Source organism: Pectobacterium sp. CFBP8739, from assembly GCF_013449375.1.
Classification (GTDB): Bacteria; Pseudomonadota; Gammaproteobacteria; order Enterobacterales; family Enterobacteriaceae; genus Pectobacterium.
Window position 1 is genome coordinate 161,929 of sequence record NZ_JACDRR010000021.1, and the last position, 22,896, is coordinate 184,824.

The 22,896-nt window shown below is 51.7% G+C and carries 21 protein-coding genes and 1 tRNA gene; 11 read left to right on the forward strand and 11 right to left on the reverse strand.

Translation table 11 applies throughout. The features are described 5' to 3' along the window. Window positions 1-38: 38 nt before the first annotated feature. On the reverse strand, window positions 39-1,685 hold the full coding sequence (locus tag H0247_RS16045; protein ID WP_180743432.1) for a Na+/H+ antiporter: 1,647 nt from the start codon (window positions 1,683-1,685) through the stop codon (window positions 39-41). Window positions 1,686-1,963: 278 nt separating this feature from the next. After that, the gene (locus tag H0247_RS16050; protein WP_180743433.1) at window positions 1,964-3,310 is read right to left on the reverse strand and encodes an NCS2 family permease; all 1,347 of its coding nucleotides are present in this window, start codon (window positions 3,308-3,310) and stop codon (window positions 1,964-1,966) included. Between the two features lie 206 nt (window positions 3,311-3,516). Between H0247_RS16050 and H0247_RS16055 the strand changes: the two genes are divergently transcribed. Next, window positions 3,517-3,933 carry a hypothetical protein gene (locus H0247_RS16055; RefSeq protein ID WP_180743434.1) on the forward strand — a complete coding sequence of 139 codons (417 nt, stop codon included), beginning with the start codon at window positions 3,517-3,519 and terminating at the stop codon, window positions 3,931-3,933. A gap of 193 nt (window positions 3,934-4,126) precedes the next feature. On the opposite strand, the gene puuE is transcribed toward H0247_RS16055, so the two are convergent. From puuE to H0247_RS16070, 3 genes are read right to left on the reverse strand one after another with little or no spacing between them, the layout of a single operon-like run. Further along, window positions 4,127-5,083 (reverse strand): allantoinase PuuE, encoded by a 957-nt coding sequence (puuE, locus tag H0247_RS16060; protein ID WP_180743435.1) that lies wholly within the window; start codon window positions 5,081-5,083, stop codon window positions 4,127-4,129. An 11-nt stretch (window positions 5,084-5,094) separates the two neighbouring features. After that, on the reverse strand, window positions 5,095-5,832 hold the full coding sequence (locus H0247_RS16065) for an aspartate/glutamate racemase family protein (RefSeq protein WP_180743436.1): 738 nt from the start codon (window positions 5,830-5,832) through the stop codon (window positions 5,095-5,097). Next, entirely contained in the window at window positions 5,829-6,551 is a 723-nt protein-coding gene (locus H0247_RS16070) for a GntR family transcriptional regulator (RefSeq protein WP_180743437.1), read from the reverse strand. The genes H0247_RS16065 and H0247_RS16070 overlap by 4 nt, the downstream gene beginning before the upstream one ends. A gap of 149 nt (window positions 6,552-6,700) precedes the next feature. On the opposite strand from H0247_RS16070, the gene H0247_RS16075 reads away from it, so the two are divergent. Then, window positions 6,701-8,185 (forward strand): NCS1 family nucleobase:cation symporter-1, encoded by a 1,485-nt coding sequence (locus tag H0247_RS16075; protein ID WP_180743438.1) that lies wholly within the window; start codon window positions 6,701-6,703, stop codon window positions 8,183-8,185. A 40-nt stretch (window positions 8,186-8,225) separates the two neighbouring features. On the opposite strand, the gene lpxP is transcribed toward H0247_RS16075, so the two are convergent. Both lpxP and H0247_RS16085 read right to left on the reverse strand, forming a co-directional pair. Then, window positions 8,226-9,149, reverse strand: coding sequence for a kdo(2)-lipid IV(A) palmitoleoyltransferase (gene lpxP / locus H0247_RS16080; RefSeq protein WP_180743439.1), 924 nt, complete (start codon window positions 9,147-9,149; stop codon window positions 8,226-8,228). A gap of 336 nt (window positions 9,150-9,485) precedes the next feature. Next, a complete protein-coding gene (locus tag H0247_RS16085; protein ID WP_180743440.1) occupies window positions 9,486-9,659 on the reverse strand; it encodes a hypothetical protein in 174 nt (57 codons plus the stop codon). Window positions 9,660-9,804: 145 nt separating this feature from the next. On the opposite strand from H0247_RS16085, the gene guaD reads away from it, so the two are divergent. The 4 genes from guaD to xdhC are packed head-to-tail and all read left to right on the forward strand — an operon-like array spanning window position 9,805 to window position 15,692. Then, on the forward strand, window positions 9,805-11,136 hold the full coding sequence (gene guaD / locus H0247_RS16090) for a guanine deaminase (protein ID WP_180743441.1): 1,332 nt from the start codon (window positions 9,805-9,807) through the stop codon (window positions 11,134-11,136). Continuing rightward, entirely contained in the window at window positions 11,133-12,566 is a 1,434-nt protein-coding gene (gene xdhA / locus H0247_RS16095) for a xanthine dehydrogenase small subunit (protein ID WP_180743442.1), read from the forward strand. Before guaD ends, xdhA begins: the two co-directional genes overlap by 4 nt. Continuing rightward, window positions 12,556-14,910 carry a xanthine dehydrogenase molybdopterin binding subunit gene (xdhB, locus tag H0247_RS16100; RefSeq protein WP_180743443.1) on the forward strand — a complete coding sequence of 785 codons (2,355 nt, stop codon included), beginning with the start codon at window positions 12,556-12,558 and terminating at the stop codon, window positions 14,908-14,910. The genes xdhA and xdhB overlap by 11 nt, the downstream gene beginning before the upstream one ends. Further along, window positions 14,907-15,692, forward strand: coding sequence for a xanthine dehydrogenase accessory protein XdhC (gene xdhC, locus H0247_RS16105; RefSeq protein WP_180743444.1), 786 nt, complete (start codon window positions 14,907-14,909; stop codon window positions 15,690-15,692). Before xdhB ends, xdhC begins: the two co-directional genes overlap by 4 nt. Here the strand turns inward: xdhC and uraH are convergent. Both uraH and uraD read right to left on the reverse strand, forming a co-directional pair. Further along, the gene (gene uraH, locus H0247_RS16110) at window positions 15,672-16,007 is read right to left on the reverse strand and encodes a hydroxyisourate hydrolase (RefSeq protein ID WP_180743445.1); all 336 of its coding nucleotides are present in this window, start codon (window positions 16,005-16,007) and stop codon (window positions 15,672-15,674) included. The genes xdhC and uraH overlap by 21 nt on opposite strands. After that, window positions 16,004-16,504, reverse strand: a complete 501-nt coding sequence (gene uraD / locus H0247_RS16115) for a 2-oxo-4-hydroxy-4-carboxy-5-ureidoimidazoline decarboxylase (protein ID WP_180743446.1) — start codon at window positions 16,502-16,504, stop codon at window positions 16,004-16,006. Before uraD ends, uraH begins: the two co-directional genes overlap by 4 nt. Window positions 16,505-16,944: 440 nt before the next feature. Between uraD and hpxO the strand changes: the two genes are divergently transcribed. From hpxO to H0247_RS16140, 5 genes are all read left to right on the forward strand, one after another. Continuing rightward, the gene (hpxO, locus tag H0247_RS16120) at window positions 16,945-18,120 is read left to right on the forward strand and encodes an FAD-dependent urate hydroxylase HpxO (protein ID WP_180743484.1); all 1,176 of its coding nucleotides are present in this window, start codon (window positions 16,945-16,947) and stop codon (window positions 18,118-18,120) included. Between the two features lie 32 nt (window positions 18,121-18,152). Continuing rightward, window positions 18,153-19,187 (forward strand): ABC transporter substrate-binding protein, encoded by a 1,035-nt coding sequence (locus tag H0247_RS16125; protein ID WP_180743447.1) that lies wholly within the window; start codon window positions 18,153-18,155, stop codon window positions 19,185-19,187. Between the two features lie 19 nt (window positions 19,188-19,206). Next, window positions 19,207-19,983: an ABC transporter ATP-binding protein gene (locus H0247_RS16130; protein ID WP_180743448.1), complete on the forward strand. Its 777-nt coding sequence runs from the start codon at window positions 19,207-19,209 to the stop codon at window positions 19,981-19,983. Window positions 19,984-19,999: 16 nt separating this feature from the next. Then, window positions 20,000-20,755: an ABC transporter permease gene (locus tag H0247_RS16135; protein ID WP_255433996.1), complete on the forward strand. Its 756-nt coding sequence runs from the start codon at window positions 20,000-20,002 to the stop codon at window positions 20,753-20,755. A gap of 163 nt (window positions 20,756-20,918) precedes the next feature. Next, on the forward strand, window positions 20,919-21,986 hold the full coding sequence (locus H0247_RS16140; RefSeq protein ID WP_180743450.1) for a DUF1176 domain-containing protein: 1,068 nt from the start codon (window positions 20,919-20,921) through the stop codon (window positions 21,984-21,986). A gap of 91 nt (window positions 21,987-22,077) precedes the next feature. Here H0247_RS16140 and H0247_RS16145 read toward each other — a convergent pair whose 3' ends face one another. Together H0247_RS16145 and H0247_RS16150 are read right to left on the reverse strand one after the other, a co-directional pair. Next, window positions 22,078-22,470 (reverse strand): SgcJ/EcaC family oxidoreductase, encoded by a 393-nt coding sequence (locus tag H0247_RS16145; RefSeq protein WP_180743451.1) that lies wholly within the window; start codon window positions 22,468-22,470, stop codon window positions 22,078-22,080. 281 nt (window positions 22,471-22,751) lie between these two features. Further along, window positions 22,752-22,825: transfer RNA gene (locus H0247_RS16150), tRNA-Gly, on the reverse strand. Between the last annotated feature and the right edge of the window lie 71 nt (window positions 22,826-22,896).

Genomic DNA, 22,896 nt, shown 5'->3' on the forward strand with positions numbered 1-22,896 from the left:
AGAAATCAACGCGGTAGCGGGGATCGTCTCACCGCGTTTTACTCATTTTCGATCAACAGCGCTTCCATCAGATCGAGATCGCGCAGCATTTTTTGCAACGTCTCATTGCTGATCTGCTGCGTGGCGCGAAGATGATACAGCTCCGCACGTTCCGAATTCAGGGCGGTCAGGCGAAAACGCCGCTCCAGATTCTCAATCAGCAGGCCATTCTCAGGATCGTCTTTATCGATTAGCCGTCGGCGCAGATTACCGATGACGCGCGCGCTGACTTCTTTCAGCACCTGCTCATCAATGTTTTCCTCCCGATCGGCCGCCAGACGCTCCTCCATTTTGTGCATGCTTTTAATCGCGACTTCTGCCACCGCCATACGCGCCATGCGAATTTCTTTAGCATGTGCCGCTTTGTCCGCCACCACCACACCGCGTAGTAAAAGGGGTAAAGCCAGCACACCACAAAACAGAGAAAACAGGATGACACCTGTAGCGATGAGCACCAATTGATAACGAGACGGGAACGCCGTACCGTCCGTCAGTAGCAGCGGAATAGACAGTACACCCGCCAGTGTAATCGCCCCACGCACACCCGCAAAAGAGGCGATCCACAACTCGCGCGTAGAAAACTCGGCGAAGACCATCGGGCGTTTTTTCTGGATGTGCATGCTGTATCTTTTCATCACCCACAGCCAGCAGAAACGCAGCAGCAATAAAGCACCGTAGATGATGAAAATATCGCTAAACAATATCCAGGTTTCAACGGTAGGATCCAGTTCAGCTTGGGTGATTGACGTTTCCAGAATATCCGGTAGTTGCAGGCCCAGCATGATGAACACCATGCCGTTAAACACGAATTCCAGCATCGACCACACGCTATTGGCACGTAGCCTCATCGCTAATGGCGCATTACGGATTACCCCAGACTGACCGATCGTCATCCCCGATGCCACCGCCGCAAGAATCCCTGAAACACCAATGTGTTCAGCAATCAAATAAGCTGCGAAAGGCAACAGTAACAGCAGTACCGTTTGTGTTGCAGCATCACCACCGCTCCAACGGCTGATCACTCGCAATGATTTACTATACAGCCAGGTAATACCGATACCTGCCAGTAAACCCCCTAGTGCAACCTGAATGAATGCTAACGTCGCGCCAGAAACCGTAAAGACCATCGTACCCATCGCAATCGCAACAGCAAATTTTAGCGACACCAGACCGGACGCATCGTTCATCAACGCTTCGCCCTGCAAAATGCCCATCAACTTTTTCGGAATACGATCTTCACCCACGATACCAGACAGCGCTACGGCATCCGTTGGCGACAGCACGGCGGCCAGTGCGAAGGCCGCAATCAGCGGCATGCCTGGCACCATCCAGTAGATGAAATAACCAATGCCCACCACGGTAATCAGTACCAGAACCAGCGCCAAACCAATAATCTCCCGACCGTGCCGCAGAAACTCACGCGTCGGCGTTTTCCAGCCGTCAGCAAACAGCAGCGGCGGAATGAAGAGCACCATAAACAACTCGGGATTGAAATCAACATGCAAACCAAAATGGGGCCAGGCAAGGATGGCACCCAACGCAATTTGCATTAAAGGCAGAGGAATTTGAAAAGGTAAAATGCGGGTAATCACCCCAGACAGAGATACCACCAGGGTCAAAATAAGAATCGTAAAAAATATTTCCATGCTTTCCTTAGACGTACTCCTAAATCAAAAAATTCTACCTGTCAGCGAGCAAATACCCTTCCATATTTAACGCATTTAGCCCGGTATGAAAATGGCTTTTTGGCCGAAACCTGGATTAATAACAAGATTGATTATCACACAAGTAACATCAACCCAAAGGCAATAAAAGGGCACATAAAATCGCGTTTGGCGTGGGACGTAATAGAAAAGAGAAAGAGGAAGGAAAGACAAGAAGTGACAGACCTTCTGGACCGCGCCAGAAGGTCTGTTGGAAGGGATTACAGCGCCCAGCCGCCCGCATAAAACACCACCAGCGCGACAGCGATAATGACGGTGCCGATGTTCAGTTTACGCCATTCACCAGCGCAGATACGGCCTAATACCAGCGCGCCAAAGCCCAGCATGATACCGGTCACAATGTTACAGGTCAGTACGATGAATACGGCACAGACCAGACCAGACATCGCATCCACAAAGTCATCAAAGTTCAGTTTGGAGACGTTACCCAGCATCAGCAGGCCAACGTACATCAGCGCAGGTGCAGTAGCATAGCCAGGCACCAGATACGCCAATGGAGAGACAAACAGCAGCAGCAGGAACAGCACACCCACTACGGTTGCCGTTAAGCCCGTTTTACCACCGGCTGCCGTACCCGCCGCAGATTCGATGTAAACTGCCGCCGGTGACGTCCCGACCAAGCTGGAGAAAATGCTGCTCACGGAGTCTGCGGTCAGCGCTTTACCACCGTTGATAATTTGCCCGTCTTTATCCAACAGATTCGCCTGTCCGGCAACGGCACGGATAGTACCAGTGGCATCGAAGACCGCAGTCATCACCAGCGCCAGCACGCTCGGTAACACCATCGGCTGCAATGCGCCCATGATATCCAGACTGAAGATCAGCGACGAACCGTCAGCCGCCGTCAGGCTCGGTAATGCAAAGAAGCCCGCATATTTTACCTTCGGGTCAAAAATCAGCCCCAGAATAGAGATCGCGATGATAACCAGCAGGATACCGCCCGGTACGCGACGCTTCTCTAAACCGATGGTCGCTGCCAAACCCAGCAAAGACATAACAACGGGGAAAGAAGTGAAATCACCCAGTGCGACAGGCAAGCCATCAATCGGATTTTTTATGACCAGTCCCACGCCATTAGCCGCAATAATCAACAGAAACAGGCCAATACCAATCCCCGTTCCGTGCGCCACGCCCATCGGCAGATTACGTAAGATCCAGGAGCGGATGCCCGTGACGGAAATGAGGGTAAACAGCACGCCCATCAGGAAGATCGCCCCCAGCGCCACAGGGATGCTGATTTGTTGCCCCAGCACCAGACTGAATGCGGTGAACGCCGTCAGTGAAATCGCACAGCCAATTGCCATCGGCAGATTGGCCCACAACCCCATCAGCAGCGACCCCAATCCAGCTACCAGGCAGGTTGCAACGAACACGGCAGCAGGCGGAAAGCCGGCCTTGCCTAACATACTCGGCACCACAATCACGGAGTAAACCATCGCCAGGAACGTCGTCAGGCCTGCTAACACTTCCTGACGCACGTTACTGCCGCGCTGTGTAATTTTAAAAAAAGCATCAAGCGAGCCTGCCTGACGGGTGGTGTTTGACATGGTGGTATCCCCTGAAATGCCATTATTATTTACGATCACTTTGACCGATTTCCGCAGCCTTGCTCCGCAAGCGCAACAACTTCACTGGCGTACCCGATGAACCGCACGCAAACGATTAACTCGCTGAATGCAAAACCGGAAAACGTTGTCTTATCAAGACACTGCGGTATCAAGACAGGCTGTATTAAAACAAGCTGGATAAGACGGTGTCAGGCAATGTGAAGCGCGTGATTATCCCGCTTCACCCGCGCGTATTTCAACTGCTAATCGAGACAATTTACCTATCTCACGTCATCTGTCCGATAACGAAGCACACAGCGAGTGCAGGTAATGCTCAATCAGACCACGCGCTGAAAATGGGTCAGTATGAAGAAAAAGCAGAAAGGGTTCTTAGACGGAAATCAAAACAGCGGTTTACTCCTCACAAACTGATCGTTCACTTTTTTGTGATTTTCATCACAAAAAAGTTGACCACCCGTATCAGTGCGAGTATTCTTAAAAACGTGAACAGCATCACAGAAAAACAATCAACTAACAATGAGGAAATGACCATGAAACTGCTGAACAAAATCATCGCTATGTTTGAAAACATCAACATCAACTTTGGTACTTTCAACCAATAATTATTTAAGAATCGTGGGGATAAAAAAGATGCGCGTTGTCCGCAAAATCAATCAAATATTAAAAGCGTTGGGCAAAACCTATCGCGGTGTTAACCCCCACGCTATCTTCCGTTAATCGTACTGAAGTACGTTAACCACCCTAAAATGGCTGCCATCCGGTAGCCATTTTTGTTTGTGGTAGAACCTATCGCCATTACGCCACATACGGGTGATGCTGGCGCCAGTGTTCTGCAATATCCTGTCGGCGGCAAATCCACACCCGATCATGCTGTTGAATGTAATCCAGAAAGCGCTGTAACGCACGGAAACGCCCAGGCCTCCCGAGTAAGCGGCAGTGCATCCCAATCGATAACATTTTTGGTGCCGTTTCCCCTTCTTCGTAGAGCACATCGAAACTGTCTTTCAGATAACTAAAAAACTGTTCACCGCTGTTAAAACCCTGTGGTGAGGCAAAACGCATGTCATTAGCATCAAGGGTGTATGGGACTATAAGATGTGGATGCACGTCACCATTACTTTTTTTCACCGGCATCCAGAACGGGAGATCGTCGCCATAATAGTCACTGTCATACCAGAAATTGTCATGCTCAACGACCAACTGACGGGTATTGGGACTGTCTCGGCCGGTATACCAACCCAGTGGTGGCTGGCCGAACAGTGCTGTCTGCACGTCTATCGCTTTATGCATATGCTCACGTTCTGTGTCGATATCCATATTTTGGTAATGAATCCAACGCCAGCCATGGCTCACCACATCATAGTCAGCCGATTTTATCGCCTCGACAATAGCCGGATTACGTGCCAACGCCATCGCGACGCCAAATACCGTCAGCGGCAAACCACGTCGCTGAAACTCCTGATGAATGCGCCAAAATCCTGCGCGTGACCCATATTCATACAGCGAATCCATCGACATATGACGATCGGGATAACTTGCTGCGCCGATGATATCGGACAGAAATTGTTCCGATCCTGCATCACCATGCAGGACATTATTTTCCGCGCCTTCTTCGTAGTTCAGTACAAATTGTACCGCGAGCCTGGCATTTCCAGGCCAATTAGCGTGGGGGGGATTTCCGGCATAGCCAATGAGATCGCGTGGATAATCTTCATCGGCAATACCAATCAATGCGGCAGATTCTTTTATCATTGTCTTATTCCTTAACGCAACGTGCTAAATATGCCGCTCAACGGCTTGGCTACAGGATAATCCAGATCACCGTGCTTACTGGTTGTCAGTCTCAGTGCCGATAATGATTCAATCAGTTTGACGGCGGCGCTCACGCCATCAATGACCGGTATGGACAGCTCTTCGGTCAGCGCTTGCGCCAGATCAGCCATGCCGCCACAACCCAGTACAATCGCGCCTACGCCATCTTGGCGCAAAGATTGTATACAATACTCTCGCACTTTCGTTTGCGCGATACCGCTATCTTGCTCCAGCGCAAGCACCGGCAGATCGATCGCGTGCAGCGCAGCACAGTGATGTTCAAAGCCATAACGCTGTAATAAATGACGTGCGATAATCACGGTGCGCGGTAACGTGGTGACAATAGAAAAGCGAGTCGCGACCAACGTCGCCATGTGCATGGCGGCCTCTGCAATGCCAATCACGGGTTTGCTGGCCGCCTCACGCGCCGCGAGTAAACCGGGATCACCAAAGCAGGCAATAATATGCCCGTCTACCCCTTGCGCTTTCCCCTGCTTAACCTGTTCCAATACGCCAACCGCCGCGATTGCTTCATCAAAATGCCCTTCAATAGAAGGCACGCCCTGAGAAGGTGACACAGCAATAATCTCCGTCCCTGGTGCGGCAGCAGCACGAGCCGCCGTACCAATCGTGTCCGTCATCGCGAGGCTGGTGTTGGGGTTAATGACCTGAATCAGCAACGGTTTCACGTGCGTTTCTCCTTGAGATGACCAAACAAACGACAAAAATCAGGCTCGGTGTTTTCATCGCGGTCAAAACGCAAGCTGGCAACAATATCGTCGAAATGTCGCGTCATCGTCTCAGACAACGCCAGAACATCTTTATCCCGCAGCAGTGCGAGGAGGTCGTGATGATCGTGACACCGGCATCCTTGTTGCCACGGCGCACCATAAGCGGCAATAACCAACGATGAGCGAAGCGTTAGCTGTGAAACAATTCCCGTTAATACCGAGTTCCCTGAAATCGCCTGTAGCTGAATATGGAAAGCGGCAGACAAACGAATCGCCTCCGCGCCGTTTTGAGCGGCGTGCGCCAATTGCTCCGCCGCAATCAGTTTATTTAATGCCGCCAGATGAGGAGAGCGACAGTGAGAAACCACATCGGGTAGATTGGCACACTCAATGAAACGGCGTGTTTGAAAAATCTCCCGCGCTTCTTCCACTGAAGGTGTCGATACCTGCGCACCACGCTTGGGCGTTAATGTGATCATTTGCACCACAGCGAGACGCTGCAAAACCTTGCGGATCCCCGTTCTGCTCACATCAAACACGTCCGCCAGCGCTTCCTCAGGTAATTTTGTTCCCGGCAACAGTTGATGCTCCACAATGGCATTGAGTAACGCCTGATAAATAACATCGTCTTTTTGCTGGGAGAATGCTTCGTTTTCAAGTCCGTACGTGTAGTTCATCTCATCTTCCCGTTATCACAACCCTCTAAATCGTACACACTAGAGATCATTTTTGTATACAAAAAAATGAATTTTGGCCTGATTCATGCAACGTCGTTTTTACACACAACGTCATTCATTTCACGACTAGGGTAAAAGGAGCAGATTCCATGCCAAAAAATATCAATACCGGTAATGGCAGTAGTGCGTACAGCCCCAAACTATGTAATGAGGATCTGGCTCCGACCCGCGTTCAGAGCTGGTCTTGGTACAACATTTTTTCTTTCTGGATGTCAGATGTACACAGCATGGGGGGTTATGTGGTAGCCGCCAGCTTTTTCACATTGGGATTAGCGAGCTGGCAGGTATTACTGTGTCTTCTGGTGGGAATCTGTATTGTGCAGATCTGCGCCAACCTTGTGGCCAAACCAAGCCAGATGAGCGGTGTGCCTTACGCTGTGATCTGCCGTCAGGCATTCGGCGTATTTGGTGCCAATATTCCCGCGGTAATCCGTGGCTTAATCGCCTTTGCGTGGTACGGGATTCAAACCTATCTGGCAGCGCATGCCCTGATGCTGGTTCTACTCAAGTTTTACCCAGACCTCGCCCCTCTGACGCAAAGCCACTGGCTCGGCTTGTCAACGTTAGGGTGGATATGCTTTGGCATCATGTGGTTCCTGCAAGCCATGGTATTTTGGCATGGCATGAATGCGATCAAACGCTTCATCGATTTCGCCGGCCCAGCGGTCTATGTCGTAATGACGATGCTCGCTGCTTGGATTATTTACCAAACTGGCTGGGAAAATATTTCGTTTACCCTGAGTAGCAAAACGCTGACGGCTGGCGAACAAACCTGGCAGATGCTCACCGCAACGGCGCTCGTCGTTTCCTACTTTTCCGGCCCGCTGTTAAATTTTGGTGATTTCTCTCGCTACGGTAAAAGTATGCAGGAAATCCGCCGCGGCAATCGCTGGGGGCTACCGTTTAATTTCCTGCTATTTTCTGTTATCACCGTCATTATTGTTTCAGGCACTCAGTCATTATTTGGCCGTATGATGACCGACCCCATCGAAACCGTCACGCACATTGGTAGCGATGTTGCGGTGGCTCTGGGGGTGTTGACCGTGATTGTCGCCACCATCGGGATCAATATTGTCGCCAACTTTGTCTCACCGGCCTTCGATTTCTCAAATTGCTCACCACAGCGCATCAGCTTCCGTACCGGCGGTATGATCGCCGCTGTCGGTTCCGTTCTGCTCACGCCCTGGAATCTTTTCAACTCACCAGAGCTGATTCACTATACGCTTGATGTGCTTGGTGCTTTCATCGGCCCACTGTTCGGTATTCTGCTGATGGATTTCTACGTTATCAAAGGCGGGAAAGTCTATGTGGATGATCTCTTCGACGCGACGCCGAAAGGACGCTACTGGTATCGAAACGGTTTCAATCCGAATGCACTGATGGCGCTGATTCCTGCGGTAGCCATTGGGCTGATTATCAGCTTTACTCCAGAATGGCGCGATGCCGCCAACTTCAGTTGGTTTATCGGCGCGTTCCTTTCCGCAGGCTGCTACCGTTATTTAGCCCGTCACGAACGTGTCGGCACCACCAAAAAATCTTTTGTTGCACGCCGTATGATCTTAGGAAAAGAGTAATCAGTCCGCGCCGCATAGCATTTATGCGGCGCGTCTGACGTCAGACATAGAGCGACACTTCCCCTATCGGGCGTGTTTTAAAACGACGGTGCAGCCAGAGATACTGTTCGGGCGCACGCATGATTTCTTTCTCAATCACCGTGTTCATGTAGCACGCCGCAGCCTGTTCATCGTGATACGGGTAACCCTGTAGCTCCGGTTGGATCACCAAGTGGTAACCCGACGCATCCGGCTTACGAATCAGCACTGTCGTCATCATCGCAGGTTTGGCCAGACGGCCGATCGTGTACGTGCCGCTGGTGGTCGCCGCATTTTTCACTGCAAAGAACGGGGCAAACACGCTGCCTTTAGGGCCGTAATCCTGATCGGGCGCGAACCATACCGCTTCCCCGCGCTTCAACGCTTGCACCATACCGCGCAGATCTTTACGGTCGATCATCGCCTTGTTCGAACGAGAGCGTCCCCAAGTTTGTACCCATTCCATCGCTTTATTATTGTGCGGACGGTACATCGCCATCATCGGTTGACACAGCCCCATCGCCCTGCCTCCCAGCTCCAGCGACATAAAGTGAATACCAATCACCATTACGCCCTGACCTTTTGCTGTCGCGTGCTGTAAATGCTCCAACCCTGAAACATCAAACCACTGGCGCACGCGACGATCGGGCCAGAACCAGGCAATGCCGGTTTCAACCAAAGCCATGCCGAGCGATGCAAAGTTGCGGTTTATCATCGCTTCACGTTCGTCATCAGAAATGGTGGGGAAACAGAGTTCAAGATTACGCCGAGCAATCGCCACTCGACGTTTTAGAAAGAGACGGGACAGTCGCCCCGCACTGCTCCCGAGTTTCATCAGCAGCGGGTAAGGAAGTTGAACTAATAAAAACAGCACACCAAGGCCGAACCACGTCGTCCAATAGCGCGGGTGGAGTAATGCCCTAGTAAATGTTTGCTTAATTTTCATGATACTCGTCTTTAAGTGATTAACAGCGTACCGCATAAAGAGTCGTTCTTATCGCGCTACATCTATCATGACACTTATTTATAGGAATCGTTTTATCTGTGTGGAAAACTGCTTCTGACCGTTATCACGCATGAGGTTAAAAAGCAGGATAAACATGCTGATAACACAGAGGGGATGTTGAGCAGCCGATGGACGGCTGACGGCGGTACTCATCATACCTGATTCAGACATAATTAAAGAGTGGCTGCATCAAAAATCATCCTCATCACAATCAAATCAGCATGAGTGACTAGCTAGCAGGGAAAGTGCACTATTGTGGGGCAAATTATCCACACATCATACAGTCAAAAAAGAAAAAACCGCCATCAAACAGAATATTATTCCGTCATCTTTAGTGCGCAAACGGTTACCAATATTAGCAACCGTTTGCATACAGAAAGATAACGTCATTTTTTCATTATTTTGAATTTTTGTTGCGCAACAAGATAAAAATAATTTAATTTCAAACATATAAGTTAAACTCCATAAAATTACACATTGGCATACGCTTTGCAAAATTATCGTTATCTGCGGTAACAGCCTTGCGTCCTCAACATTGATTTGAGGGCGAACAAGGCACACGAAGGAACGCCTTCGTATAAAAAGAGGTTTTGCTATGACGATAAATTATACCTGCGCATTACGTAGCCAGTTTTTCGATATTACCGATTTAGCGGCGCGGCCAGATGACATGCTAAAACAGAGTCGCAGCTTCAACGATGGGCTATTGTTTCTCGACGGTAACCATATCGTCGCGCTAGTGGAATGGGAAACAGGGTGTCAGTGGCTACGTCATCCAACGGACTATATCGATTACCGTGACAAACTGATTGTGCCAGGCTTTGTCGACACTCACCTGCATTACCCGCAAACCGAGATGGTCGGTGCGTGGGGAGAACAGTTGTTAGAATGGTTGCAAACCTATACGTTTCCCACGGAAAGCAAATATGCCGATAGCGACTATGCCGCTGCGATGTCGGCGTTCTTTCTCAATCAGCTTCTGGCTAACGGTACGACAACGGCATTGGTGTTCGGTACTGTACACCCAGAATCCGTAGACGCCCTGTTTCGCGCCGCGAGCCATCTTGAAATGCGCCTGATCGCCGGCAAAGTGATGATGGACAGAAATGCGCCACCTTATCTGCTTGAAACGCCAGAGCAGAGCTACCAACAAACGCGCGACCTGATTCTGCGCTGGCACAATAAAGGGCGCATCAATTACGCCCTCACGCCGCGCTTCGCGCCGACCTCCTCACCCGCGCTGATGCGCACAGTGGAACGATTACGTCAGGAATTCCCAGACGTCTGGCTACACACCCATTTAAGTGAAAATCCCGATGAAGTCGCGTGGGTTAAAGCCCTTTGGCCCGAGCACAGCAGCTATCTCGGGGTGTATCACCATTACCACATGACAGGCAGGCGGAGCGTATTTGCTCATGCCATTCATCTGGAACCGTGCGAGTGGGAATGCCTGCGCGACACCGATTCATCAATCGCTTTCTGTCCCACGTCGAACTTATTTCTCGGCAGCGGTCTCTTCCCGTTACAGACTTGTCTCGATCACGGTATACGCGTCGGGATCGGTACGGATATTGGCGCAGGTACCACCTTTAATATGTTGCAGACACTCGGAGAAGCCTACAAAGTCGCGCAGTTGCAAAGGAACAAACTCCATGCTTGCCAAGCGTTCTATCATGCAACGCTGGGGGGCGCTCACGCCTTGGATCTCGATCGCTACATCGGCAACTTCATGCCAGGCAAAGAGGCTGACTTCGTGGTGTTAGATCTGGCCGTCAGCCCACTGCAAAAAATGCGTCTGGCAAGCTGCCATGATATCTACGAAAAGCTGTTTTTACTGATGACTCTGGGAGACGACCGCAATATCTGGCACACCTGGGTTAACGGCCACTGTGTCTGGCGTCAGGATGACGTGGAGAAAGCCGCATGATTCGCTTCTTACTGAACCAAACGCTCAAGACGTTAACGGACACCGCACCCGATACCACGCTGCTCCGCTGGCTGCGCACACAGGAAAGACGCACAGGCACCAAAGAAGGCTGTGCCTCAGGGGACTGCGGCGCCTGTACCATCGTTATTGGCGAACCGACCGCTGAGGGTATGGCCTACCAGACTGCCAACAGTTGCATCATGCTCATGAGCCAACTTCACGGCAAACAGTTGCTAACCGTGGAAGATTTGTCTGAAAACGGCGTACTCCATCCCGTACAGCAGGCCATGGCCGACAGCCATGCCTCTCAGTGTGGCTTTTGTACACCGGGTTTTGTGATGTCGACTTTTGCGTTACAAAAATCGGGATGCTCGGGTTCCAGACACGATGTTGAACAGCAGTTAGCCGGCAACTTGTGCCGCTGTACGGGCTACCGCCCCATCATCAGCGCGGCACAACAGGTTTGTGGAGTGGATATCCACGATCACTTTCGTGAGCAGGCACAAGCAACCGCAAAACGACTCAATGAAATACGTGCGATCCGGCAAGAGAACACCACTGATGACGTGAATGCATTGCCCACGACAGTGGCAGAACTGGCGCGGACTTATCTGCGCCATCCTTCCGCGCATTTGCTGGCGGGTGGCACCGATTTAGCGCTTAACGTGACACAACACCATCGCCCACTTGAGCGCATCATCGCCTTGCATCGGGTTGAGGAACTGCAACACATCACTATCACCGATGAAACCATCACACTCGGTGCCGGCGTGACGCTTCAACGCTGCCAGCTCGCGCTGGAAACGCTGATTCCCGCGTTCAGTCAAGCACTGGAACGGTTCGCATCGCGCCAGATTCGCAATCAGGGAACGCTGGCAGGTAATCTTGCTAATGCCTCCCCCATTGGCGACGGCGCGCCGATGCTGCTGGCGCTTAATGCTCGCTTAGTGTTACAGCGCGGCGACCACTCGCGTGAGCTTCCCCTCGATCAATTTTTTCTGGCCTACCGTCAGACCGCGTTGCAACGCGGCGAATTTATCCGCGATATCATCATTCCACGCGCCAGTATTTCCCCAACATTTGCCGCTTGGAAGGTATCCAAACGGCGCGATGACGATATTTCGACCGTATTTGCCGCCTTCAATATTCAGACGGAAGAAGGCCGAGTCACGCAAGCGCGCATCGGTTTCGGTGGCATGGCGGCCATCCCTTCACGAGCAAAAGCCTGTGAGCAAGCGCTGTTGCAACATCCTTTGTCTGATGCATTAGCGTCCGCCTGCGCCGCACTGGCACAGGATTTTTCACCACTGAATGACTTCCGTGGCAGCGGAGACTATCGCCTCGCTATCGCACAAAACCTGCTGCGGCGCTACGCCTTGCAGCAGCACTATCCACAAGCCGCGCTGGAGGTAGATAGCTATGTTGATTAATACCGAACACCTGTCAGAACAGCGGTTGGTGGAACAGTTTCATCGTGAACTCATGGGCGGTGCAGGCCGTAGCCAAAAACATGACAGCGCAGACAAACAAGTGAGCGGCCAAGCCGACTATGTCGATGACAAGGCGACATTACCCGGTTTATTACACCTCTGCCCAGTGCTGAGCGAGCATGCCCACGCTCATATTCTCGGTATTGATACGCAGGCTTGCCTCGCGGTGCCAGGGGTCATTCGCATTCTCAGTTGGCAAGATGTTCCTGGTGAATTGGATATTGGCGCGCTGGCGCCTGGGGAGCCATTGTTCGCTAAAGAAACGGTGGAATATCACGGTCAGATCGTGTTGATGGTGGTCGCCGAAAGCTGGGAAGCCGCGCAGAGCGGCGCCAACGCGGTTAATGTCACGTACCAACCGCTAGAAGCCATATTAGATGTGGAAGAGGCGTTGCGACGCGAATTCTGGGTAGAAGCCCCGCACGTGCACCAACGTGGCAATGTGGATACGGCGCTGTCTGATGCGCCTCATCGTATTCAAGGGCAATTTCATATCGGCGGACAGGAACACTTTTATCTGGAAGGTCAGGTCGCCATGGTTCTGCCGGGAGAAGATCACACCCTTCAGGTTTTTTCCTCAACGCAACATCCCACCGAGGTACAGAAACTGGTCTCATCGGTACTCGGCCTATCCATGAACAAAGTCACTGTCGATATGCGCCGAATGGGGGGAGGATTTGGCGGTAAGGAAACGCAGGCAGCTAGCATCGCCTGCCATGCAGCGTTGGCCGCCTATCTGACGAGGCGCCCCGCCAAGCTACGTCTGAGCCGTCGTGATGATATGCGAACCACCGGCAAACGGCACCCTTTCTTCGTGCGTTATGATGTTGGTTTTACCGATGATGGCATGCTGCACGGTGTCGCGATCGATCTGGCGGCAAACTGCGGCTACGCCCTCGATCTTTCCGGTTCTATCTGCGATCGCGCCATGTTTCATGCAGACAATGCCTACTACCTCGGCGATGCGCGTATCACGGGCTATCGCTGCCGCACGCATTTGGCCTCCAATACCGCTTATCGCGGATTCGGCGGACCACAGGGCATGGTCGCCATCGAACAAATTATGGATCGCATCGCCCGTGAACTGGGGTGCGACCCACTGACGATCCGTAAACGTAACTATTATGGCAAGGCAGAACGCAACGTCACGCACTACTGGCAAACGATAGAAGACAATGCGCTGCCAGAAATCACCCAACAACTGGAGCACCGCGCGGACTATCACGCGCGCCGTGAAGCAATCCACCAATTTAACGCCGCCAGTCCGGTACTCAAGCGTGGTCTGGCGCTCACGCCAGTGAAGTTCGGCATCTCTTTTACGTCGAGCTTTTTAAATCAGGCTGGGGCATTAATCCTGATCTATACCGATGGCACAGTGCAGCTCAATCACGGCGGTACCGAGATGGGACAAGGCCTCAACACCAAAGTCGCGCAGGTCGTGGCGGAGGTATTGCAAATTCCGCTGGAGACAATTCAGGTCACCGCCACCAGTACCGGCAAAGTGCCCAATACGTCTCCCACCGCCGCGTCATCGGGCGCTGACCTAAACGGCAAAGCGGCGGAAATCGCCGCGCAAACACTGAAAACACGGCTGACAGAGATGCTGTGTCAATTACATCACTGTGATGAACAGGACGTCGTCTTTCGTAACGGCATTGTACAGGTACCAGGAAAATACTATCACTTTGCCGATGTCACCAATCTGGCATGGCTGAATCAGGTTTCGCTCTCTGCCACTGGCTTTTACAAGGTTCCCGGTATTCACTACGACCGCGCCGCAGGGCGAGGACAACCGTTTTACTATTTTGCCTACGGCGCAGCCTGCTCAGAAGTTCTGGTTGATACCTTGACTGGCGAGTATCGGCTGTTGCGCACGGATATCTTGCACGATGTTGGGCAGTCGCTGAATCCAGCGTTGGATATCGGCCAGATCGAGGGCGGGTTTATTCAGGGCGCGGGGTGGTTAACCTGTGAAGAACTGGTGTGGGATCAGAAGGGACGTCTGCTTACCGACAGTCCGATGAGCTACAAGATCCCTGCCATCAGCGACATCCCGCCGGATTTCCGTGTACATCTGCTGGAAAACCACGCCAATTCCAAACAGACGGTTTACCGTTCAAAAGCCGTCGGCGAACCGCCTTTTATGTTAGGCATTTCCGTCTGGTGTGCGTTACAGGATGCGGTGGCTAGCCTAGCAAACTATCGCCACCACCCGCATCTTGATGCGCCAGCTACGCCTGAGCGCGTATTTTGGGGGATACAGTCGCAGCGGGAGATGGCATGAACGATACCTGGATTAACATTCTGAGTACCTTGCACGCCCGTCATGAAGCGTGTGTCCTGCTGACACTGCTGGGCGAGAAAGGCTCCGTCCCGCGTGATGGCGGCACCAAAATGATCGTCACCTCACAGGAAAGCTGGCTGACCATCGGCGGCGGCAATCTGGAGTATCAATGCATCGCCATTGCTCGCGATATGTTAAGACAACATGCGACTCAGCCGCGCATTGAGCACTTTAACCTTGGTGCTAGGGCGGGCCAGTGCTGCGGTGGCATGACCACGGTGTTGCTGGAGCCCTTGGTTTTACCCCAGCCACATATTGTGGTCTTTGGTGCAGGCCACGTCGGTCAGGCGCTGGTGTCGTTACTTGCCACCCTGCCCTGCCGGATAGCGTGGGTGGATGAACGAGAAGAGATGTTCCGTGAAGTGCCGCCGGGGGTGATCACCCGCCATCTGGAAGATCCGTTAGATGCGGTGAAAGACAGCCCCGTCGGCAGCTATTTCGTGGTCATGACGCACCACCATCCACGCGATCTCACACTGGCAGAAGCCATTCTGAAACGCGGCGATTATCGCTACTTTGGCCTGATCGGATCCCACACGAAACGCCAGCGCTTCACCTACCAGTTAACCGGAAAAGGCATCAGTGAAGCACAGCTTGCGACGATGCGTTGTCCGGTTGGTCTGCCGGATGTTAAGGGGAAGCTACCGGCAGAAATCGCTGTGGCGATCGCCGGAGAAATTATTGCGGTTTACCATCAAGTATCAACTGCCGCGGTAGGTTGACCAAGACCACGGCGAAATCAGGAAGGGCAGATGATAGTGCCCGCCAGAAGTGCTGAGACGAAAATCAATCTGCGCCTCAACAAACAACGACTCGCGGTTTGCCGCAGCAAACCAATCGCCAATCGCGGCCGTCAGGCGATAGTGTCCCGCAGGCAGCGGGGCGTTGACGAACGCTGCAATACGACCATCTTCGTTGGTGACATCTTCAGCGATCATGCGCCAGTGAGCATCGTCCTGCCGCTCTAAGCGAACCTTTATGCCAACGGCAGGCTGGCCTAAAGCAATATCCAGAATATGGGTACTTAGCGTGCTCATTCGTTAAACACTCCTTCCAGTCTTAACATTGTGATTTCCCGTAATTGAATCAGCGCTTCTCGCGTTTCTTGTTCGGGCGTATTTTGTAACCGTTGCTGCAAGAGATGCAGTATGTCCTCAGCACTGCGTCCTTTGGCACGAACGAGAAACACATGACCAAACTGTGCTTCGTAGCGCACATTGCCCTCGCGTAATGCTTGCGCAAGTGCCGCATCGTCATGATTGACCGCCGCCTGCTCTTGTCGCGATAGTTCCGCTTCCTGCGTGCTGCCTGCCGCTTTTTCGCCAATGCGGGGATGGGTACTGAGCGCCAGCCTCAGATCTTCAGCTTGCCAGTCTTGGCTTGCCTGCATTCCGGCTTCCAGCACATCAGAAACGTGCAGATAGGGGCGCCCCTGAGCAACCAGCTTGACCCAACGGGGCAGCGCTACGCAGGGCAACAGCAGCGCTTGCGCCTCTTTCTCATTCAATTGATTAAACTGCTCAAGTGAAGCCATGTCTCCTCCATCAACCTCAATGCATCATCCGCGTCTTATCCTGTCACGCTTCCCGTAACATCATGATTCAATGACTTGCACGTTTTAATGACTTGCACAAAACACGCCACTTTCATGACGTGAGAAAAAACCGACGCAATCACGGATCCCCCACGGCAAGAAGCGCCTCACCGCTGAAGTCGCTTACCTTTTCACACTAGTGCTCAGTCACACTGAGGAAATTCATCACAACAACGTTTCGCGCCCCTTTGTTGCACAATGCGACAACCATATCGCACTATTATTGTGCAATTAACGCTCACCACCTACGTTTATCTCGCCTGATTACCGCACATAACCCGTTAACACAAACTGGTACTAAAGTTGCAGGAAAAACAAACATTGATACAAACGTTGCAGACTGGCAACAGTCACGGGACAGATTAGCCAGAGGAATAATGATGAAAGCGACAATCATTGGTGCAGGTATTGGTGGCTTAAGCGCAGCAGTAGCCTTAAAGCAGGCGGGCATCACGTGCGAGGTATTTGAAGCCGTTCGTGACATTAAACCGGTCGGTGCCGCGATTTCCGTCTGGCCGAACGGCGTTGCCTGCATGAATCATTTAGGTATGGGCGACATTATGAAACGCTGTGGCGGACCAATGCACTACATGGCCTATCAAGATTACCGTGACGGGCAAATGATGACTCGTTTTAGCCTTAGCCCGCTCGTCGAACAAGTTGGCGAGCGCCCTTATCCTATTGCCCGCGCCGAACTACAAGCAGAGATGTTGAATTTTTGGGGACGGGATACCGTGCAGTTCGGCAAACGCGTTGAACGCGTAGCGCAAGATGAACATGGCGTTACCGCCTGGTTTACTGACGGCACCAGCACGCACAGCGATATGTTAATCGCCGCAGACGGTACGCACTCCGTTCTTCGACCGTATGTGCTGGGATACACACCGGAACGTCGCTACGCGGGATATGTGAACTGGAATGGCCTGGTGGAGATTGATGAACAGATTGCCCCCGCGAACCAGTGGACGACGTTTGTCGGAGAGGGGAAGCGCGTGTCATTGATGCCCGTTTCCGACGGGCGATTTTACTTCTTTTTCGATGTGCCGCTTCCGCTGGGATTAGCGGAAGATCGCACCACGCTGCGCACCGACCTACTGCGCTATTTCTCTGGCTGGGCACCACAGGTACAACGGCTCATCGCGGCGATCAATCCAGAAACGACAAACAGAATCGAAATCCACGATATCGAACCTTTTGCGCAGTTAGTCCGAGGTCGAGTCGCGCTATTGGGCGATGCAGGGCATAGCACCACACCAGATATCGGTCAGGGCGGTTGTGCCGCGCTGGAAGATGCCGTCGTGCTGGGCGAATCCTTGCAACACTGCGCAGCGAATCAGGCCGATATTGCAGCAGCACTGCTGCGCTATCAGTCACTACGTAGCCCACGCGTCAAGGAACTGGTGCTTAAAGCGCGTAAACGTTGCGATATCACTCACGGCAAGGACGGTGCGTTAACCCAAGCCTGGTATGACGAACTGCGCACGGAAACGGGCGAACGCATTATCGCAGGGCTATGCGATATCGTGCGCGGCGCTCCACCCTGCATTCAAAAATAAATCCCCTTATTTCTACGATTGAGGAATCGACAATGCTGCCGACGTTATCAAAGATCCACCAATTACGTGCTACCGCACTGCTGTCGTGCGCTCTCCTGTTTTCTCAGGCACAAGCGGCCGAGCCGGTAAAGGTTAAATTTTCTCTCGATTGGCGTTTTGAAGGCCCTTCCGCTCCTTTTCTGATGGCGAAAGCAAAAAATTATTTTGCGCAAGAAGGGTTGGATGTGCAGATCGATTCGGGTAACGGCTCTGCTGGCGCGGTAACGCGTGTGGCAACAGGCGCTTACGATATGGCCTTTGCGGATGTCAATGCGCTGATAGAGCAAGAATCACAGCATCCCGGAACCGGCATAAAAGGTGTATACATGCTGTATAACACCACACCAGCCGCGATTTTTCTGTTAAAAAGCAGTGGCGTGACAGAGCCAAAAGCGCTGGCCGGTAAAACCATTGCCGCCCCCGTTTTCGATGCCGGACGTAAAGCCTGGCCCGCCTTTGCGAAAAAAGTGGGGTTGGATAAAGACGCCGTGACCTGGCAATCCTCCGACCCTACTATCACGCCTAACCTGCTGGTGCGCAAAAATGTGGATGCCATTTCGGGCTTTTATTTTACCAATTTGCTGAATCTGGAAGCGCGTGGTGCCAAAGCAGAGGATCTGGTGATTTTCCCCTATTCCCAGTACGGCGTCGATCTCTACGGTAATAGCATTATCGTCAGCAAAAACATGCAGGAAAGCCATCCTGAAGCAATCAAAGCCTTCCTGAGAGCCTTCAATAAAGCCGTGAAGGAAACATTGGCCGATCCTGTGGCTGCGGTGCAATACGTTAAAGCGCAGGATCCACTGATTAACGCCCCGTTGGAAACACGGCGCTTGCAAATGGCGTTTGACCAGTTAGTCGTCACACCGGAGAACAAAAAGATCGGGCTTGGCGATGTCGATCCCGCACGGATGCAGCGCGCCATTACCGAGGTTGTCGACGCTTTTGGCCTGAAGAATACGCCGGAGATGTCAGCCATATTTACTTCAGCATTCCTCCCGCCGCGTGCGGAACGTGATGTCCCCTAAACATTTCAGGTGGTGGTGAATGAGCTTCGTTAAATTTGAAAAAGTCAGCCTGGGCTACAACAGCAGCCAACTGGCGATCAAAGAGATCGACTTCAACATTGAAGAAAATGAGTTTGTCGCGCTGGTCGGTCCGTCAGGCTGTGGCAAATCAACGTTCATGAAGCTGACTTCCGGATTGATCGCCCCAACGGAAGGCTACGTTTTCGTCAATAACCGTGAGGTCGCCGGGCCGCAGAAGTGCGTCGGTATGGCATTTCAGGCCTCGAATTTACTTCCCTGGCGTACCACGCTGGAGAATGTGATGTTGCCCATGGAGATCGTGGAGCCATACCGCTCCACGTTCCGAGCGAAACGCCGTGAATATGAGCAACAGGCGCGTGATTTGTTGAAACGGGTAGGATTGTCTGGCTGCGAGCATAAATATCCGTGGGAATTATCAGGCGGAATGCAACAGCGTGCGTCGATTTGCCGCGCATTAATCCATAAACCGCGCCTGCTGATGCTCGATGAACCCTTTGGCGCCCTTGATGCTTTTACGCGTGAAGAGCTGTGGTGCATGGTGCGCGATCTCTGGCAGGAAGAGCCGTTTACCGTGGTGCTGGTAACGCATGACCTACGTGAAGCCGTGTTCCTGGCGGATACCGTCTACGTCATGAGCACGCGTCCCGGACAGATTCTTGCACGCCGCGAGATCGACCTGCCTCGCCCGCGCGATCTCCAGATCACCTACACCGATACGTTTTCCCGCTATGTCTTTGAACTGCGTGAACATATCTCTTCACAACACCATGCTTAAAAGAGGACGTCCCACTATGTCACGTGCAACCTTGATACGGCTTGCCCCTTGGGCACTTCTGCTGCTATTGGGAGGGATCTGGCAAATGGTGGTGGTTGGCTTAGACGTGCCAAGCTACCTCTTCCCTTCATTAAGCGAGGTCTATCGTTCGCTCATCACCGACTGGCGGCCTATCGCTGCCCACTCGCTGCAAACGCTGTATACCACGCTGGTAGGGTTTGCATTGGCGGTCGTTGTCGGTGTGTTGTTAGGCGTCGCTGTCGGGGCATCATCGTTGGTCTACAAAGCCGTTTATCCACTGCTGGTTGGGTTTAACTCGATCCCCAAAGTCGCGTTCGTTCCGGTATTAGTCGTCTGGTTTGGTATTGGCACCATACCGGCCATCGCGACCGCTTTCCTCATCTCTTTTTTCCCTATCGTGGTCAATGTGGCAACGGGGTTGGCCACCGTAGAACCAGAGATGGAAGATGTTCTACGTTCCCTCGGCGCTTCTCGTCTCGACATCCTGAAAAAAGTCGGTTTACCGCGTTCTCAGCCCTATTTCTTTGCATCGTTAAAAGTCGCTATCACACTGGCATTTGTCGGTTCGGTGATTTCGGAAACGGTCGCGTCCAACTTAGGCATTGGTTACTTGATGATGTCGGCCAGCTCTAATATGAACATGGCGCTCGTCTTCGCTGGGTTGCTGGTCATCGGTGCTATGGGCGTGGTGATGTATGAAATCTTTGCGTTTATCGAAAAGAAAATGACACATTGGGCACATCGCGGTTAAAACGCTTCCCCCATTAACGCGATGTAGGATCCTCTCTCTAGGATCCGACAAGAGATAGCTCTGATTGTCGGATTCTCCTCACGCATTGCTCGAGTATTCAGATAGTATTCATACCCACGAAAGCAGGATAATCAACCACGCCTTCATCAAGGATCAGATCATCATGACCTTCTCTCTCTCTTCTCGCTCCGCCTTACTGGCTGCACTCATTGCGAGTATTCCTTCATTAGCCGTTTCCACAACTTTTGCCGATAGCTCTTTCTCTCACAAAGACTGGGAAGTGGTCTGTGATAACACGTTGACGTGTCGAGCCGCCGGTTACTCGTCAGAAGAACAATACTCAGGGGAAGAAAAAGATATTCCTGGGGTTTCACTGCTTCTTACGCGTCATGCTGGGCAAAACACGCCAATAACGGCTGAAGTCACACTGGCTGAGGTATACCGCGCAATCCCTAAAGGCACCACACTTACCTTGATGGTTAACGGTGCGGATAAAGGCCAGCTCACCCCAACCCGAGACAATCTCTGGCAGCTAAACGAGAAACAAATACCTGTCGTATTGCAGGCGCTAAAGGGAAGCGGCAAAGTGGCGTTTCATCACAATGGCGTCGTTTCTGAACTGTCTGGTGCGGGTGCTTATGCGGTGCTGTTAAAAATGGATGAGAAACAAGGTCGTATCGGCACAACGGATGCCATCACCAAGAAAGGAAATAAAAGCAGCGCGTTACCTGCCGTCCCCGCCCCCGTCATCCACGCAGCAGTCACGAAGCAGGCACCATCACGGAATCTGACAGACGCAGAACAGTCATTCATCCGCAAAGAACTGCTTAAAACGCTCAATGATGATTGCGATAAATTGCAACCGCAAGAGGGTCAAGAAGCAGAACCCATTGAACTTATCTCCCTGACTGACAACCTGTCTCTGCTCAGCACCCTTTGCTGGCGCGCAGCGTATAACGAAGGCTATGCCTACTGGGTTATCGATAATGCCATGCAGACGCAACCGCAGCTCGTAACGACAGATGGAACGGATTATGGAAAGGGTAAAATTACCTCTGTGCATAAGGGCCGTGGACTTGCGGACTGCATGAGCGATGATACTTGGACATGGGATGGCAAAACATTCCAGCAAAGCAGTGTATCGACCACAGGTTCATGCCGCATGATCCAACTTGGCGGCACCTGGGATTTACCTAGCTGGACAACAACCGTAGTGGAAGCCGGTAAATGACAGAAATTGAGGTCACTCGCTGACCTCAAATTCACTCATGGGAAAAGCGGTCGAGGAAGACTAAAAACGCGCCTGCCTTACCTAAACTGAATCAGTCCAGCAGGGTTGTTCCATAGGAATTATCAATGGTGCAAAGCCAGTTTCCATCGACATTTTTCCTGAACACATAGGTCGCTCGCCGAGTCGTTGTAACAATATTCCCTTTGTCATCTGGGTAATGAAGGACTGTTTCCATGATAACTAAAGCGTCTCCACCACCTTCAATGACCTGCATATTGCCTTGTTCAACAATAAGTTGATTTTTAAAATAATCGGCAATGGCGACAAACGCTTTTCTTATCTCCTCTTTGCCTCTCGCAACCATGCCTGGCTTGATAACAAGTGCGGCATCCTCTGCGTAATAATTCATCAGCGCATCAAAATTTCGCTCAGAAATTGCTTTGTCACAGGCCTCAATAATTTCGCGTATCGGATGTGGTTTCATAAGCATGGCCTCAGTGATATGGCGTAAAACCCAATAAGGAATAACACACAACCCTATGATAATAGAGATATTATTAATAATAAGCTCTTGTATTCAGATTACGAGAAAATTCTGCTTATGAATGATCTGCTTTTGTCGGGGATTACTTTATACGCACATTCTATACACTCTGATGTATACATTTCGACAGACGAGTTTTTTCCTAACCGACCGAAAACCAAAGCAATACATTGACCTTAATGAATTTAATGTACTTAAGTAGATACAGAGAGGGGAATAACTGGAGCGAGTGAAGGGAATCGAACCCTCGTATGCAGCTTGGGAAGCTGCCGTTCTACCATTGAACTACACTCGCACAGAGAGCGAGTGGCATTATAGCGCTATGCCGTTGCCGAGCAAGTAAAAAACCCGGCAAAGTGCTGGTGT

Coding starts and splice junctions, on each gene's coding strand:
- uraD (WP_180743446.1), bottom strand. CDS start 16,504: ATGGCTTCACTTGAGCAGTTTAATCAATTGAATGAGAAAGAGGCGCAA.
- H0247_RS16125 (WP_180743447.1), top strand. CDS start 18,153: ATGCTGCCGACGTTATCAAAGATCCACCAATTACGTGCTACCGCACTG.
- hpxO (WP_180743484.1), top strand. CDS start 16,945: ATGAAAGCGACAATCATTGGTGCAGGTATTGGTGGCTTAAGCGCAGCA.
- H0247_RS16130 (WP_180743448.1), top strand. CDS start 19,207: ATGAGCTTCGTTAAATTTGAAAAAGTCAGCCTGGGCTACAACAGCAGC.
- H0247_RS16050 (WP_180743433.1), bottom strand. CDS start 3,310: ATGTCAAACACCACCCGTCAGGCAGGCTCGCTTGATGCTTTTTTTAAA.
- H0247_RS16140 (WP_180743450.1), top strand. CDS start 20,919: ATGACCTTCTCTCTCTCTTCTCGCTCCGCCTTACTGGCTGCACTCATT.
- lpxP (WP_180743439.1), bottom strand. CDS start 9,149: ATGAAAATTAAGCAAACATTTACTAGGGCATTACTCCACCCGCGCTAT.
- xdhA (WP_180743442.1), top strand. CDS start 11,133: ATGATTCGCTTCTTACTGAACCAAACGCTCAAGACGTTAACGGACACC.
- xdhC (WP_180743444.1), top strand. CDS start 14,907: ATGAACGATACCTGGATTAACATTCTGAGTACCTTGCACGCCCGTCAT.
- xdhB (WP_180743443.1), top strand. CDS start 12,556: ATGTTGATTAATACCGAACACCTGTCAGAACAGCGGTTGGTGGAACAG.
- H0247_RS16045 (WP_180743432.1), bottom strand. CDS start 1,685: ATGGAAATATTTTTTACGATTCTTATTTTGACCCTGGTGGTATCTCTG.
- H0247_RS16075 (WP_180743438.1), top strand. CDS start 6,701: ATGCCAAAAAATATCAATACCGGTAATGGCAGTAGTGCGTACAGCCCC.
- H0247_RS16085 (WP_180743440.1), bottom strand. CDS start 9,659: ATGTTTGAAATTAAATTATTTTTATCTTGTTGCGCAACAAAAATTCAA.
- uraH (WP_180743445.1), bottom strand. CDS start 16,007: ATGAGCACGCTAAGTACCCATATTCTGGATATTGCTTTAGGCCAGCCT.
- puuE (WP_180743435.1), bottom strand. CDS start 5,083: ATGATAAAAGAATCTGCCGCATTGATTGGTATTGCCGATGAAGATTAT.
- H0247_RS16135 (WP_255433996.1), top strand. CDS start 20,000: ATGTCACGTGCAACCTTGATACGGCTTGCCCCTTGGGCACTTCTGCTG.
- H0247_RS16145 (WP_180743451.1), bottom strand. CDS start 22,470: ATGAAACCACATCCGATACGCGAAATTATTGAGGCCTGTGACAAAGCA.
- guaD (WP_180743441.1), top strand. CDS start 9,805: ATGACGATAAATTATACCTGCGCATTACGTAGCCAGTTTTTCGATATT.
- H0247_RS16070 (WP_180743437.1), bottom strand. CDS start 6,551: ATGAACTACACGTACGGACTTGAAAACGAAGCATTCTCCCAGCAAAAA.